12 protein-coding genes and 1 pseudogene are annotated in these 15,521 nt (G+C 35.6%); all 13 read left to right on the top strand.

All coding sequences use genetic code 11. The features are described 5' to 3' along the window. Window position 1: 1 nt before the first annotated feature. Window positions 2-1,465 (top strand): hypothetical protein, encoded by a 1,464-nt coding sequence (locus AT685_RS05675; protein WP_072151894.1) that lies wholly within the window; start codon window positions 2-4, stop codon window positions 1,463-1,465. A gap of 20 nt (window positions 1,466-1,485) precedes the next feature. Next, a complete protein-coding gene (locus AT685_RS05670; RefSeq protein WP_072151893.1) occupies window positions 1,486-2,184 on the top strand; it encodes a hypothetical protein in 699 nt (232 codons plus the stop codon). A gap of 4 nt (window positions 2,185-2,188) precedes the next feature. Continuing rightward, window positions 2,189-4,387, top strand: coding sequence for a hydantoinase/oxoprolinase family protein (locus AT685_RS05665; protein ID WP_072151892.1), 2,199 nt, complete (start codon window positions 2,189-2,191; stop codon window positions 4,385-4,387). Further along, the gene (locus AT685_RS05660; protein ID WP_072151891.1) at window positions 4,384-5,241 is read left to right on the top strand and encodes an alpha/beta hydrolase; all 858 of its coding nucleotides are present in this window, start codon (window positions 4,384-4,386) and stop codon (window positions 5,239-5,241) included. Before AT685_RS05665 ends, AT685_RS05660 begins: the two co-directional genes overlap by 4 nt. Further along, a complete protein-coding gene (locus tag AT685_RS05655) occupies window positions 5,235-6,542 on the top strand; it encodes an FAD-dependent oxidoreductase (protein ID WP_072151890.1) in 1,308 nt (435 codons plus the stop codon). Before AT685_RS05660 ends, AT685_RS05655 begins: the two co-directional genes overlap by 7 nt. 1 nt (window position 6,543) lies before the next feature. Then, entirely contained in the window at window positions 6,544-7,233 is a 690-nt protein-coding gene (locus AT685_RS05650; RefSeq protein ID WP_072151889.1) for an N-acetylmannosamine-6-phosphate 2-epimerase, read from the top strand. Further along, window positions 7,230-8,588: an FAD-dependent oxidoreductase gene (locus AT685_RS05645; RefSeq protein WP_072150982.1), complete on the top strand. Its 1,359-nt coding sequence runs from the start codon at window positions 7,230-7,232 to the stop codon at window positions 8,586-8,588. Before AT685_RS05650 ends, AT685_RS05645 begins: the two co-directional genes overlap by 4 nt. 20 nt (window positions 8,589-8,608) lie before the next feature. Next, on the top strand, window positions 8,609-9,616 hold the full coding sequence (locus tag AT685_RS05640) for an NAD(P)H-dependent amine dehydrogenase family protein (protein WP_072151888.1): 1,008 nt from the start codon (window positions 8,609-8,611) through the stop codon (window positions 9,614-9,616). A gap of 20 nt (window positions 9,617-9,636) precedes the next feature. Continuing rightward, window positions 9,637-10,599 carry a diacylglycerol/lipid kinase family protein gene (locus AT685_RS05635; RefSeq protein ID WP_072151887.1) on the top strand — a complete coding sequence of 321 codons (963 nt, stop codon included), beginning with the start codon at window positions 9,637-9,639 and terminating at the stop codon, window positions 10,597-10,599. 11 nt (window positions 10,600-10,610) lie between these two features. Then, window positions 10,611-13,064, top strand: a complete 2,454-nt coding sequence (locus tag AT685_RS05630) for a glycoside hydrolase family 94 protein (RefSeq protein WP_072151886.1) — start codon at window positions 10,611-10,613, stop codon at window positions 13,062-13,064. Window positions 13,065-13,085: 21 nt separating this feature from the next. Continuing rightward, the gene (gene era / locus AT685_RS05625; protein WP_072151885.1) at window positions 13,086-14,042 is read left to right on the top strand and encodes a GTPase Era; all 957 of its coding nucleotides are present in this window, start codon (window positions 13,086-13,088) and stop codon (window positions 14,040-14,042) included. Window positions 14,043-14,060: 18 nt separating this feature from the next. Then, window positions 14,061-15,314, top strand: a complete 1,254-nt coding sequence (locus AT685_RS05620) for a DUF1015 domain-containing protein (protein ID WP_072151884.1) — start codon at window positions 14,061-14,063, stop codon at window positions 15,312-15,314. Between the two features lie 2 nt (window positions 15,315-15,316). After that, window positions 15,317-15,521: pseudogene (locus tag AT685_RS08425) on the top strand (SPL family radical SAM protein); the annotation flags it as partial.

The following is a 15,521-nucleotide window of genomic DNA, read 5'->3' as shown; positions in this document are numbered from 1 at the left end:
AATGCTTTCAATCATTGGAATAATTGCCATATTTATTGTAATGGCTTTGCTTATGTTTTTTCGTGTTATACCAGCACTTATTGCCCTTCCATTAATGGCATTTTTTATCGCTTTGATTGGTGGGATTCCTTTGGATGACATTTTTGTATATGTAATCGGCGATGGAGCTTTTAGATTGCATCAAGCATATACTGTGGTAATTTTTGGAGGTATGCTCAGCATTTTTATGCAAAAATCCGGAATTGCCGAAAACTTTATAAGAAAAGGTGCAGAGCTTGCGGGAGATGAACCTTTTTATGTAAGTCTAATTATCTTGATCTTGACAGCTGTTTTGTTTACAACACTTGGTGGTCTTGGGGCAATCATCATGGTTGGCACAATTATTCTTCCAATAATGAGCTCGGTTGGAATAAGTCCAACAGTAATAGCTGGTGTTTTCCTGTTTGGATTGAGCATGGGTGGGATTTTAAACGCTCAAAATTGGGCGCTATACATCAACGTTTTAAAGATTAAATTTGAAACAGTTCGGATGTTTGCGTTTTATCTTTTCTTTCTATCTTTGGTTACATCGGTTGTTTTCATTGTTGTGGAGTTGAAGCGTGAGGGGCTGATAAAGAGTTTTAGATATGTTTTAAATTTTAAATTTTTACTTACTATTATAGCGCTTGGCTTGATGTTTGTTTCGTTTTCAATTTTACTTAGATCTGACCAGTTAATTCCAGATGCGGTGAAGAGCTTTGTTAGTTCAGTTGCGAAAATTGTCTTTATTCTTTTCTTAATTTACATTTTCGTTGAGTTTTTATTCAAATTGTTATCTCCATCAAGGGCGGGTAAATTAAAGTGGTATGCTTTTTTAACGCCGATCATACCGTTAATTATAATTTTTATCTTTGGAAGTCAGTATTTCATCTTCGCTTTTGTAGCTGGATTATTTTATGGATTTATAACAACATTTAGAAAGGGAAGTTTGAATCTATTAATGCAATCAATCATTGAAGGTGGGAGCAGTGTGATTCCAGCGGTCGTTCTTATGTTCGGAATTGGTATGCTCTTGAATGCAATCCTTGGTCCATCAAACTGGGAAAATGGCGAATGGAAAGTATATTCTCAGCTAAAACCTTTATTCAGGGCTATTGTTCCTAATTCACCTATTCTATTTGTGTTAATTTTTTCGCTGTTAAGCCCACTTGCGCTTTATCGTGGTCCTTTAAATGTATGGGGGCTTGGTTATGGAATTGCAACGCTCATTTCACACCCCGTTGGGACGCTTCCCCCTGCATCTGTTATGGGGATGTTGCTTTCAGTTGGTCAAATTCAGGGAGTTTGCGACCCGACGAATACACATAATATCTGGATAGCTAATGAACTAAGAATAGATGTTAATCAAATCCTAAAGAAAACATTCCCATATGTTTGGGTTCTTGCAACATCTGGATTGATAGTTTCCGCTATTTTGTTTTTGTAAAAAATTTCCCAATAAAAATCATGTATTGCTCAATATGTGGATTTAAAAATTCAAAGTTTGATGTTAAATGCAAATCATGTGGCGCGTATCTTCAAAATCCCGTGTATGTGTTGAATTTATTTGACATTTTAAGTTTGCTCATTTTCAATCCAGATGAAGGATTTCACAAGATAATTATATCAAAGAGGAAAAATTTTTCAATTTTTCTTTCTTCTCTTTCGGGGATAGCGATTACATTTGAAATTTTTAGATATGCGAGGGCAGGGGAAAAGTATGAGAATTTAGTTTTTCTATTTTTAAACGCATTGTATTTTGGAGTTCCACTTGGCATTTTATTTGTTTTAACCATGGCAATTATACTTAAAATTTTTCTTTACAGGTTCAAGAGCGTAGGGTTGAGAGCATACTTTGCTATTGTGGCTTATTCAATGTTTCCAATAGCTTTGTCTACATTTTTTCTCCTGCCATCAATTCTCGCCGTTTTTGGAATTTATTATTTCACCGAAACGCCTAAAGCTAATGAGCTCAAGCCATTGGCATTTTACATTTTCTCTGTCACAAACTGGCTTTTAAAAGTGTATTCGTTCTTTCTCTTGATATCCGGGTTAAAGCACATAACAGAAAGTTTTTGGAAGGGGCTTGTTTTTGCGATTTTGACTTCTATTTGTTCATTTGTTTTACTAAATTTATTAACAGAAGCTATCAAAATCGTACTTTGAAATTATGGGACGAAAAGTAAAAATAGGAATTGATGTCGGCGGGACATTTACACATGCGGTGGCAATTGATGTGGATACACTTGAAATAGTGGCAAAAAGCTGCGTTCAAACAACCCATTTTGCAAGTGAGGGTGTGGCACTCGGGGTTATCCAAGCCATTGATAAAATTTTAAAAAGTGGAGCGGTAAATTCTGATGATGTTGTTCTGATCGCACATAGTACAACGCAGGCAACAAATGCGCTTCTTGAGGGGGATATCGCAAAGGTCGGTATTATCGGAATGGGGACGGGAATTGATGCTATAAGAGCAAAAGGTGAAACAGAAATTGGAAGAATTTCGCTCGGTGGGGGAAAATTCATTGAGACTTCTCATGTTTTCGTTAATTCCAAAATTTTTGACGATGGAAATGTAGAGGACGAAATAAAAAAGGCTGTGGAGAAACTGGCTTCTGAAGGTGCTGAAGTTTTCGTTGTAAGCGAAGCTTTTGGAGTTGATGAGCCAAATAGAGAGGAAAAGGTTGTTGAAGTAATAAAAAATATGGGTTGTATTGCGACTCCTGCTTCCCTTATTTCCCAGCTTTATGGATTAAAGATCAGGACGAGAACGGCTGTTGTGAACGCAAGTATGCTTCCCAAAATGATTGAAACTGCTGAAATGACATTAAACAGCGTAAAAAGTGCTGGGGTGAAAGCGCCTTTGATGATAATGAGAAGCGATGGAGGGATTATGAGCATTGATGAAATGAAAAAAAGACCGATAATGACTATACTTTCTGGACCAGCTGCTGGTGTTGCCTCTGCTCTTATGTATGTTAAAATATCGGATGGTGTTTTTATTGAAGTTGGTGGAACGAGCACTGATATATCGGTTATAAAAAATGGGAAGCCAATTGTTAAAAGTGCCGAAGTTGGAGGGAATAGGTTATATCTTAAAACGCTTGATGTCAGAACTGTTGGAATTGCTGGAGGTTCAATCTTGCGGGTATCAAATGGTTTTAAAAATATAATTGATGTTGGACCAAGAAGTGCGCACATCGCAGGGTTAAAATATGTTTCGTTCTCTGAACCAGAAAATTTTGACGAAATTGAATTTGTTTTAATACAACCGAAGCCAAACGATCCATCAGATTACATTGCTATTAAGAGAAAAAATTCAAACAAGCCAGAGTTTACAATCACAACAACGGATGCTGCCAATTTTTTAAATTTGATAAGCCCCAATGGATACAGCAAGGGAAATTATAAATCCGTTGAAAAAGTTTTTACAAAGCTTTCCACTTTAATGCGAAAATCACCTGAGCAAATTGCAAGGGAAATACTTGATATAGCTGTTTCAAAAGTTGAAGATATAGTTTTAGGTTTGATGAAAGAGTATAAACTTGATCCTGATCTTATAACTCTTGTAGGCGGTGGAGGGGGCGCTGAAGTTATAGTTCCTTACCTTGCAAGGAAATTGAATTTTGAATATAAAATTGCCGAAAATGCTGAAGTTATATCTGCTATCGGAGTAGCTCTTGGAATGATAAGGGAAAGCGTTGAAAGGGTTATACCAAATCCAACTGAAGATGATATTGTGAAATTAAGAAATGAGGTGGTTTCATCCGCAGTTAAAATGGGTGCAAAACCCGAAACAATTCAAGTATCAATTGAAATTGATAGACAGACAAAACGAGTTACAGCTGTTGCAACTGGAACCCCTGATTTTAAAACAGGTGATCTATTAAAAAAGCAATTAAGTGATGACGAGTTATTTGAAATAGCTAAGAAAATGTTTCAAAGTTTATCCAAGAAATTCAAGAGAAATGAAAGTATAAATGTTAGGAAGATCGCTGAAAATAATTTTTATAAAGTTTTTGCCGTTGAGCTTGAAAGAAAAAAACTTTTCATTCTTAAAGAAAAAATCAAACCAGTTAAAGTTTTTGATATAGAAGGTGCTATAAAACTTCAACTTTCAAATGCGGAAGTATTTGAGGTTGATATTGACAAAATTGAGAAGGTTTTATCAGAGGTGATTGATAATTTCACGATTTATGGCGACGCTGGAGCAATAGCACCAGATGTGTTTTTAATCTACGGACCTAAGATAATTGATCTGACAGGAGTTATGTTTAAAGAGCAAATGCTATCGGTTGCACGAGCTGAATTGAGAAGTTCAGACCAACTTGACAATAAAATTATAATCATAGCTGAGGAAAGAAAATGAAGGTTAATATCAATTGTATGAGATTGACACAGGTTATTTTTCTATTGACTTTTTTGCCAATTCAGATATTGTTATCACAAGGGAAAGTTTCTGTCATTCTTGATAGTCTCTATTCGGAATCGGTTGGGGGATATAAAAAATTCAATGTGGTGCTACCTGAAAATTATAACTCAAACGAAGAAAGATATAAGGTGATTTTTCTGCTTCACGGTTATTCGGGAAGTCATAATGATTGGATATACAAAACTTCTCTTGTCAAGTATCTTAAGAATTATTCATTTATAGTTGTGACGCCAGAGGCGGACAATAGCTGGTATTCAAATTCGCCGGTTGTGAGAAACAGAAATTATGAGGATTACATTGTTAAAGAGCTGATACCATATGTTGAGCGAAAGTATCGTGTGCTTTCAACGAGGCACGGTAGAGCGATTGCGGGTTTATCAATGGGTGGTTATGGAGCTGTGAAAATTGCATTAAAATATCCAGATTTGTTTCATTTCGTTGGATCATTCAGTGGCGCTTTTGATTGGATGAGATTAATTGAAAAAGATGGAGGACATTTAGCTCAGAGCTTGAAAGATGCATTTGGCTTAAAGAAAGATGAACATTGGAATAAGAATGATGTGTATGTTCTTGTGGATAGTCTTAAGTCCTTTAACTTGCCATACTTTTATATATCCTGTGGGAAGGATGATCAAATTGAGGGGCTTCTTGAATCAAATAGAAAACTTGTTGAAAAGTTTCAACGCAAAGGAATAAGTTATGAATATCATGAGTTGCCGGGGGGACATAACTGGTATTTCTGGGATAGTGAGATAAAAAATTTTCTAAAAATGTTATCTGAAAAATGGTGAAACAAAAGAAAACAGTTTTAAAGACACACAAAAAGTTTCAAACAATTCAATCAGATGTCGTCATCGTTGGTGGCGGTTTAAGTGGGATTGTAACAGCAATTACCTGCGCTAGTAATGGGCTAAAGACTCTTTTGATTGAAAAATATGGGTTTCCAGGTGGGCTTATTACAACTTCGTTTGCATTTCCTTTGAGAGTTTTCAATGTTCAAAAAAATTTTTCAGAACTTTTCACAGATGAAGAAACGGAGACGATAAAATACCCAATTTTTTCAACCTTGATAAAATATCTCTTAAAAAATAAAGCGATACCTCAACACCCGTATCCAGATCCATTGAGAATATCAGAAACCGTGATTCCATTTGATTTTGAAAGATTTAAATTTACAATGTTTGAAATTTTGCTTGACTTTAAAGTTGATCTCCTTCTCCACGCCTCATTTGTAAAGCCGAGGTTGAAAGGTGACTCTCTTACATCAATCCTTGTCCTTGGAAAAGAAGGTTTAATTGAGGTTAGGGGAAGGTATTTTGTGGATGCGACTGGAAATTGCGAGGTTTTCAAAGCGATAGATGAAAAATTAGTTAGAAAAGTTAAATCAATCCCGAAATATAACTTCGTTCTGGGTGGATGTGACTTCAATAAAAACGATGGTAGAATTATATGTAAATCTATTGTGGTAGATGAATCTATAAACAAAACATATCACGCTTGTGTTGTTGAGAAGGAAGGGATTAAATATGCAATTTATGAATTACCGATAGAGAATCACTGTGTCGTGTTCGGATTAGGTGATGGTGAAGTGGATTTAGATGATGTTTTATCAATAAGCGCAATGGAAGAGAATTTACAATTGAAGGTTTACGATTTTATTGAATATTTGAGGCAATTTAAACCTTTTGAAAAAGCAAGGGTTTCAATGTTTCCCGCGCAAATTTACTTTACCGAGGGATATAGAATAAACGGGCATTACTCTTTGAGTTCCAGTGATGTTTTTAGTGATAAAAGTTTTGATGATGAAGTTGCTGTTGTCAAAATATCTGTGTTAGGTGAAAAATTATTCCCGTGTGTTCTCTCTCCTGATGGAAAATTTAACAAACTCGTAATTCGTATTCCATTTTCATCTTTTTTAACAGATATAAAAAATCTTGTTGCAGTTGGAAGAATTGCTGATGTAGATGATGATTTAAAATTTATACTTTATTCTTTCCCATTCGCAATAAAAACATCAGAAAACATTGGGAATCTTATCGCATTTGCATATAAAAATAATTTGGGTTTGAACAGAATCAAAGCAAGGGTATAAGTTGAAAGAGGAAATTTTAAAAAGGTTGAAAAATGGCATCATAGTTTCGTGTCAACCTGATGAAGTTGGGCTTTTCTCAGATGTTAAGTTTATTGTTGAATTTTCAGTTGCAGCTGAATTTGGCGGAGCTGTTGCAATAAGAACTGAAGGCGTGGAGAATATAAAAGCTGTAAAAAGCAAGGTTAAAATTCCAGTAATTGGTCTTATAAAGGGTAAATATCCGGATGGGAGTGTTCTTATAACTCCAGATTCTGACTCTGTTAAGAAAATAATTGAAGCAGGTGCTGATATAGTTGCTGTTGATGTAACCTCAAGGGACAAAAGATTTGAATTTTTCAGGGAGATAAGAGAAGCTTATAAAGATAAAATTTTGATGGCTGATATTTCAACATTTGAAGAAGGAATTAAATCTGCTGAACTTGGCGCTGATCTTGTTGCTACTACATTGGCTGGGTATACTCCTTACACAAGATATTCATTTAAAAAGTATGAACCTGATTTTGAACTTGTTCATAAACTTGCTGCTTTGCTTAATATCCCAATTATTGCTGAAGGACGCATATGGACTGTTGAACAAGTTAGGAAAATGTTTGAACTTGGTGCATATGCTGTTGTGATTGGCTCTGCAGTTACAAGACCAAGGTTGATTGTTCAAAGGTTTGTTGAAGAAATTAAAAAAATGAGGGAATGAAAAGGATTCTACAAAATATTATTGAAATTGGGGAAACCGATGTCGTTGTTGCTGGAGCTGGTATAGCGGGTGTTTGCTCGGCAATTGCCTCTGCAAGAGAAGGTGCGAAGACGGTGTTAATTGATAGATATGGATTTTTCGGCGGAATGTCCACCGCTGGAATGGTTTCACCATTTATGAAGTATTGGATTTTTGATGAGTTTGATAACAAAGTTAAACCTCTTGTCGGTGGTGTGTTTGAAGAAATTGTAAGAGGGATGGAGAAAATCGGTGGGACGATAGATAACGGGTTCAGTGCATGGGCTTTCAGAAAAGTTGTTAACGAGCTCTTACATGATGCTGGAGTTAAAACTATAAGACATGTACTTTTGTTTGGTGTTGAATATGAAAATATCAATAGGAAAAGAAAAATTATTTCTTTGCTTTTAAATCGTAACTCAAAATTTTATCGTATATCTGGAAAGGTTTTCATTGACACAACTGGTGATGCGGAAATTGTTTATCTTGCAAATGCTGGTTGGATGAAAGGTGACGAAAAAACAGGTTTGACGCAGGCGATGACGCTTTTTTTCAGGGTTGGAGGAATTGATGTAATAAGAGCGATTGAATTTGTGAGAGATAACCCCGAACAATTTTACCCATGGTCAACATCTATATATGTTCCCGGGCAAATAGTTTCAATCGCTGGTTATTTTGATCTTGTAAAAGAGGGAAAAGAGAAGGGTTTACTACCAGAGGAGATTGAATATATATTCTTCACAACTTTGCCAGAAGAAGGTGAAGCTTCTTTTAATACTACAAATATACTCGGGCTTGATGGAACAAGTTCATTTGATTTAACTGAGGCAGAGATAAGAGGGCGTTTTCAAATGTGGGAGATATTCAATTTTTTGAAGCAAAAAATTCAAGGTTTTGAGAATTCGTATTTGATTGAATCGGCAATTCAAGTTGGTGTTAGGGAAACAAGAAGGGCAATAGGTGAATACATTGTAACTGGTGAGGATATATTGCGGGCACGAAAGTTTGAAGATGCGGTTGCAAGAGCTTGTTATGGGATTGACATTCACGGGCAAAGGGAGGAAAAATCACGGCTTGAACATTTGAAAGAAGGACAATATTATGAAATTCCTTTAAGAGCCCTAATAGTTAAGAAAGCCCTGAATTTACTTGTTGCTGGCAAATGTATATCTGCAACAAGAGAAGGACATTCGGCTTTGAGAATTCAAGCGACATCTGCAGCAACAGGTGAGGCAGCGGGTGTAGTAGCAGGACTTGCAGTTGGATTTGATGGAGATGTCAGGCGTGTCCCTTATGAAATAATTTACAAAAAATTAAAAGCACGTGGAAATATCTAAAAACAAAAACAGAGGAAGTTATGAAAAAGAAAATCAACGCAGTTCAGTTTGGGCTTGGTCCAATAGGACAACTTTGTGCGAAAACAATAATTGAAAAACACAGTGACAAAATTAATCTTGTTGGAGCTGTTGATATCAATCCTTCCAAAGTTGGCAAAGATGTTGGAGAGTTAATCGGAATTAACAGCATGGGAATAATTGTTGAGAATGATATTAAAAAAATTCTCAAAAAACATAAAGTTGATCTCGTTTTTCATACAACTACATCCTTTATGGAAGAAGTAAAGGATCAACTTACTGAGTTGATAAAGTTAAAATTAAATGTGGTTTCATCAACCGAGGAATTATTTTTCCCGTGGTTTAGAAATCGCGAAATTGCACAGGAAATTGATTTGCTTGCGAAAAAATTTAAAGTCAGAGTTCTTGGGACTGGGGTTAACCCTGGTTTTGTAATGGATGTATTGCCTGCTGTTTTAACTCAAGTTTGCACCAATGTTAAAAAGGTAAAAGTTGAAAGGGTTGTAAATGCATCAAAGAGAAGATTGCCATTGCAATTAAAAATTGGAGCAGGTCTAAAAGTTGGAGAGTTTAAGACTAAAAAGGCAACTGGTAAATTTGGGCATATCGGTCTTGTTGAATCACTGCAATTTTTGGCTTATATTTTAAATATACAGCTTGATGAGATAAAGGAAACTTTAAATCCAATAGTTACAAAGAAAAGTTTGAAAACTGAATACTTAACAATTCAAAAGGGAAGAGTTGCCGGAATACATCATACAGCAGTTGGATTTAAAGACGGTAAAGAGGTTATCGTTCTTGATTTGAAAATGTATGTGGGTGATCATAAAGATTATGATGCGGTTTACATTGATGGGGAGCCACCAATAAATATGAAGATTTTAAACGGTGTTTTCGGGGATATGGCAACTGTTGGAAGTTTGATTAACTGTGCTTATTTAATTTTCAATTCAAAACCCGGGCTTTTAACAATGGCTGATATTGGCTTGCCACATGGTTTTTTAAAATAACAATAAAAATGGAGCTATAGTTGTCATACAAATTCGTTTTATCAAAATGGTTCACTCTCGGTAATGAACTTAAAACGCATATAGTTTTGAATCCATATGCAGGTAGATGGAAAGGAGCGAAACTTTATCATAAGATAGTTCAATATGCGAGACATTTAAATTATCTTGAACGATTTCAACTAACCACAGCTCCTGGTGAAGCTATTAAAATTGCAAGGGATACATCAGCTGAGCTTGTAGTTGCAGCTGGCGGGGATGGGACAATAAATGAAGTCGTGAATGGAATTTTGCAAAGTAATCAGGAAAAATTATTGGGAGTTATCCCGATCGGTTCTGGTAATGATTTCGCAAAGATGCTGAATTTAAAACCGTTTAAGATTAAACTTGCGCTTGAGTCATTGAAACGAAGAAAGGTAATAGCATCAGATGTTGGAATGATTAAATTTATTGATGAGTATGGCAAATTTGGTGAAAGATTTTTCATAAATGGGGTCGGGATTGGATTTGATGCAATGGTTGCCAACGAAAGCAGAAAAATAAAACATCTTCGTGGCATCCCCCTGTATTTGTTTGCTCTTTTTAAAACATTACGAAAATATGAAACTCCAGAAATGGAGGTTTATATTGATGGCAAGTTGATAAAGGATAGAATTTTTTTAGTTGCAATTGGAAACGGTGTTTCAGCAGGTGGTGGATTTCTTCTCACGCCAGATGCAAAAATTAACGATGGGTTATTTGATGTATGTCTTGTTAAAGATTTGTCAATTTTTAGAGTTCTTCAGGTTCTTCCAACGGTTTTAAAAGGAAAACATACTCATTATACTCATTATCCAGAGGTATCAATGTTTAAAGCGATGGAAATTGAAATTCGTTCAAATTCAAATCTCACAATGCATGCTGATGGAGAAATAATTGGAACAACCTTAAGATGGATAAAAATTTCAGTTATTCAATCAGCTGTTGAAGTTATTTCAAACATATAAAAAGCAAGATCATGAAAATTTTTCAAGTCAATAAATATGGATATTTCACCGAAGATGGGAAAGAATTTGTTATAATTAACCCGAAAACCCCGGCTCCGTGGATGAACTATATCTGGAACGGGCGCTGGGCTGGTCTTGTAAGCCACACAGGTGGAGGCTATAGCTTTTATTTAACACCTCGTGATAATCGTATCACAAGATATAGATATAACTGTCTTCCATGGGATCAGCCCGGAAGATATGTATATGTTAGAGATAAAAAATTGCAAAGATATTTTTCCTTGAGCTGGGCACCCACAATTGACTTAAATTATGACTTTTATGAATGCAGACATGGACTCGGCTACACTAAAATAACAACAGAAAATTTGGGAATAAAAGGTGAAATTACTTACTTTGTCCCTCGTGATCTTGATGCTGAAATTTGGCTCGTCAAGTTAAAGAACTTAACAAATGAGAGAAGAGAAATTGATGTGTTTTCTTACGCTGAGCTTGTTATGGGAAACGCCCTTAACGATTTGATAAACCAACCAAATGATAAACATTTTCCCGATGTGTATTTTGATGAGGATTTAAATGCAGTTATAGCAACACGAAGGTATTGGGTGACTAATAGGGGTGTTAGCGTCTCTCAGCCGAATCACGCATGGCCATATTATCTCGTTTTTTCAACTTCGCTTGAAATTAAAGGGTTTGATGGGGATAAAGAAAAATTCGTTGGAAGGTGGAGGAGCAACGCTAACCCTGAAGCGGTAGAACTTGGGCAATGTTTCAATAGCGAGATAACAGCTGGTGATCCTTGCGCGTCTATCCAATCCGAAATTGAACTTGAAGCTGGGGAAGAAAAAGAATTTGTAATTTTCATGTTCCTTGTTGACAAACCTTCATTACATACAAATGAAAGATTAAAAAAGGGTTCTAAGTCATATCTAAAAGCAGTTGAAACCATTGGTAAGTTGAGGGATATTGAATATGTGCACAAGAAATTTGAAGAATTAAAAAAATACTGGGATAATTATCTTCAAACTCTTCAAGTGCAAACTCCAGATGAAAAGCTGAACCTTTTCATTAATGTGTGGAATCGGTATCAGATAGCTGTAACTTTTGATATGTCAAGAAATGCTGGCTATTATCACGGTGGTTTACTATTTGGAACTGGAATTCGGGACCAAATGCAAGATATCTTCGGCGAGCTGATTGCAAATCCTGAAAAAGTCCGCGATAGGATAATTGAAGTTTGTGGTTATCAGTTTAAAGATGGTAGCATGCTACATAACTTTTTTAGGATTTCAAAAAGCGGGGAGAAAACGGGACACTCTGATACACCTCTTTGGTTGCCATTTGGGATCATAACCTATTTGAAGGAGACCGCCGATTTTCGTTTGCTTGATGAGAAAGCTGAGTTTTATGATGGAGGAAGTGGAACTGTTTTACGGCATTTGATAAAGGCTGTTGATTTTTCGTTGAGCAACCTTGGTAAACATGGATTACTTAAATTTGGGCGCGGAGATTGGAACGATACTTTGGATTATGTAGGCTTAAAGGGCAAGGGTGAAACTGTGTGGGGTTCGGAGTTTCTTGCTTATGTTTTAAAAGAGATGGTAGAACTCTTCAATTATCTTGGCTTTAAGAAATTGTTGAAAAAATATCTTGATGCTTATCTAAAAATTGCAAATAATATAAATAGATTTTGCTGGGATGGAAAGTGGTATATAAGAGGTTTTAAGGATGATGGAAAGCCTTTTGGTTCTTCAAGAAATAAAGAAGGGAAAATTTTCGCCAACCCTCAATCATGGGCTGTGATAAGTGGAGTTGCAGATGAAGAAAGAACAAAAATTTGCCTTGCTTCGGTTGAAAAGTATTTAGATACACCAAAAGGTCCTAAAATACTACATCCACCATTTACAAAAGTAGACCCAAGCATTGGACTTGCAACCCGATGTGTTCCGGGTAAAAAGGAAAATGGAGCTATCTTCAATCATGTAGCAAGTTGGGTTTTCCTTGCAGAACTTATTGCTGGAGATGCCGAAAGAGCTTATAAAATCTACCACGCCACACTGCCACTTAATAATGCCATTGATGCTGACATTTACAAAATGGAACCATATGTTTATTCCGAATATGTGACAAGCCCTGATCATCAAACTTTCGGCGAAGCAAGTCATTCCTGGCTTACTGGTTCATCTGATTGGTTTTTTAAGAGTGTAGTTGAGTATATGATTGGAGTGAGACCAACTTATGCTGGATTGTTAGTTGATCCCTGTGTTCCATCTGTTTGGAAAAACTTTAAAATTACAAGGTTATTCCGTGGAGTAAAATATGAAATTGAATTTTTAAATCCTGATGGGGTTAATAAAGGCGTTAAAGAAATATGGGTTAACGGGAGGAGACACTCCGACCATATTTTGCCTTTGTTTAAAAAAGGAAGCGTTTGTGATGTAAAAGTTATAATGGGAAAAATTTAAAAAAACAAGCGATATCAAATTATGCCGGATAAATTCGTTGAAGGTGAAGTAAAAAACAAAATAGCGCCAGACTTTAAAGCCGGTTATGTTGCAATTGTTGGTGAGCCGAATGTGGGAAAATCAACCCTTCTTAATACTTTACTTCAACATAAAATTTCAATAGTTACACCGAAACCTCAAACGACGAGACATAAAATAGTTGGAATAATGACTGGTGAAAATTATCAAATTGTTTTTCTTGATACCCCGGGGTTGATCAAACCGAGATATTTACTTCAGGAAGTGATGATGGAATACGCTGAATCAGCTTTAAGAGATGCAGACATAATTTCATTCATGGTTGATGTCAAAAAAGTTAAAACAAATGAAGCAATCGCTAAAACGTTACCATTTGAAATTTTAAAAAGGTATGTTGATGAAAAACCCATAATTCTCGTGATAAACAAAGTTGATCTTATCAATAAGCTTGAAGTGCTTCCGATAATTGATTTCTTTAGTAAGGTTTTCCCGTTTAAGGAGATCGTTCCAATATCCGCATTGAAAGGTCAAAACATAGATGAACTTAAAAAAGTCTTGATTCAATATCTTCCCAATCACCCGCCATTTTATCCACCGGATATGATTACGGAACATCCAGAGAGATTTTTTGTCGCTGAAATAATTCGTGAAAAAATTTTTCAGCTTTGCAGACAGGAAATACCTTACTCAACCACGGTATCAATAGTAGAGTTTAGAGAAGCGCAGAACGAAGGGGAGAGGGATTATATAATGGCTGAAATTTATGTTGAAAAGGAATCACAAAAAGGAATTATAATTGGTAAAGATGGACAAATGCTGAAAAAAATAGGGACACTGGCTCGGGAAGAGATTGAGTGGTTTCTTGGAAGACCTGTTTATCTTGAACTTTATGTAAAAGCAAGGAAGAAATGGCGTGATAGCAAAGCGTGGCTTAAAAGATTGGGTTATACAGTTGATTAAAAATTAACACAAGTTAAAATGCCAGAGATAAAACCATTTAAAGGATTGATTTATAATTTAACTTTACCAATCCATAAACTTGTCGCTCCGCCTTACGATGTCATCTCGGATGAAGAAAGAGATAGTTTATACATGCTTCATCCTTATAATGTGATAAGATTGATCCTGAACAAAGATGAAAATAGATATGAGAGTGCAAAGGGTTATTTTGAAAAGTGGTTAAACGATGGTATCATTGTTGAAAGGGAAAAGGAAGCAATTTTTGTATATGAGCAGGAATTTGAATATGAGGAGAAAGGTTATACACGAAGCGGGATTATTTGTTTGATGAGGCTTGAAGAACTGGGCAAAGGAAATGTTTTCCCGCACGAGAAAACACTACCTAAACCAAAGGAGGACAGATTCAACCTTTTAAAAGCAACTAACGCACAGTTTGATCATATATTCGGAATTTATTCAGATCCAAATTTTGTGGTGGAAAACATTATTAAAGTGCATAAACCAAAACAACCATTGTTTGATTTTGAATTTCCAGCAGGAAGCAAAATCAAGCATAAATTATACGAAATCACAGATGAAAATTTCATTCACAGTATTATTGACTTCTTTAAAACAATTCCAATTTTCATCGCTGACGGGCATCATAGATATGAAACGGGATTGATGTTTAGGGATTACATGAGATCTCTATCGCTTGAAAGAGATGAACATAATTACATCCTGATGTATCTTACAAATATGGAATCGGAAGGTTTGATGATACTTCCAACGCATAGGGTTTTAACGGGAGTTGATAAGGAAAACTTAAAAAAGAAATTGTTTTCAGAAGATTTCGGCAAGTTTTTTGATATTGCAGAAATTGATACGCTTGATGAGTTAAAGAGCTTCATGAGGAAGTTTACGAGGGGTGTTTTCGGGGTTCATCAAATAGATGGTAAATCTATCGTGTTGAAAATAAAAGATTATAATGTGATAGAGCAAAGCTTGGCTCCTGAGCTTCCGCAGGCGGTGAAAAAACTTGATGTTACAATTTTGCACGAATTTATTTTCAGATTGTTTCAATTTGACCTTGAACGAGTTAAAATTATTTACACTCACGATTTTAAAACCGCGGTTGAGCTTTCAAAACAATCTGATAAAATTTCTTTCATTCTGAATCCCCCTTCGGTTTCGGATGTTAAAAATGTTTCATTATCGGGGGTAACGATGCCTCAAAAATCAACTTATTTTTATCCGAAGTTATTATCTGGAATTGTGATGAGGAAATTTTAAAAATGAAAAATTTGACTGTTAAAATCATAGAGATTAAAAACGCCCTTTCAAAATCACGAATATCTGGGATTGATTATACGATCAATCCATATTTCGGGTGTGAGTTCGGATGCATATACTGTTATGCTGATTTCATGACGAGATTTTCAAAAAATTATTCAGTCCACTTTCCTGGTCTCAAATGGGGCGAGTTCGTTGGGGTGAAAA

The organism is Candidatus Kryptobacter tengchongensis, assembly GCF_001458555.1.
Classification (GTDB): Bacteria; Bacteroidota; Ignavibacteria; order Kryptoniales; family Kryptoniaceae; genus Kryptonium; species Kryptonium tengchongense.
The sequence above is the reverse complement of the archived record's forward strand: the minus strand, read 5'-3'. Positions and strand labels throughout refer to the sequence as shown.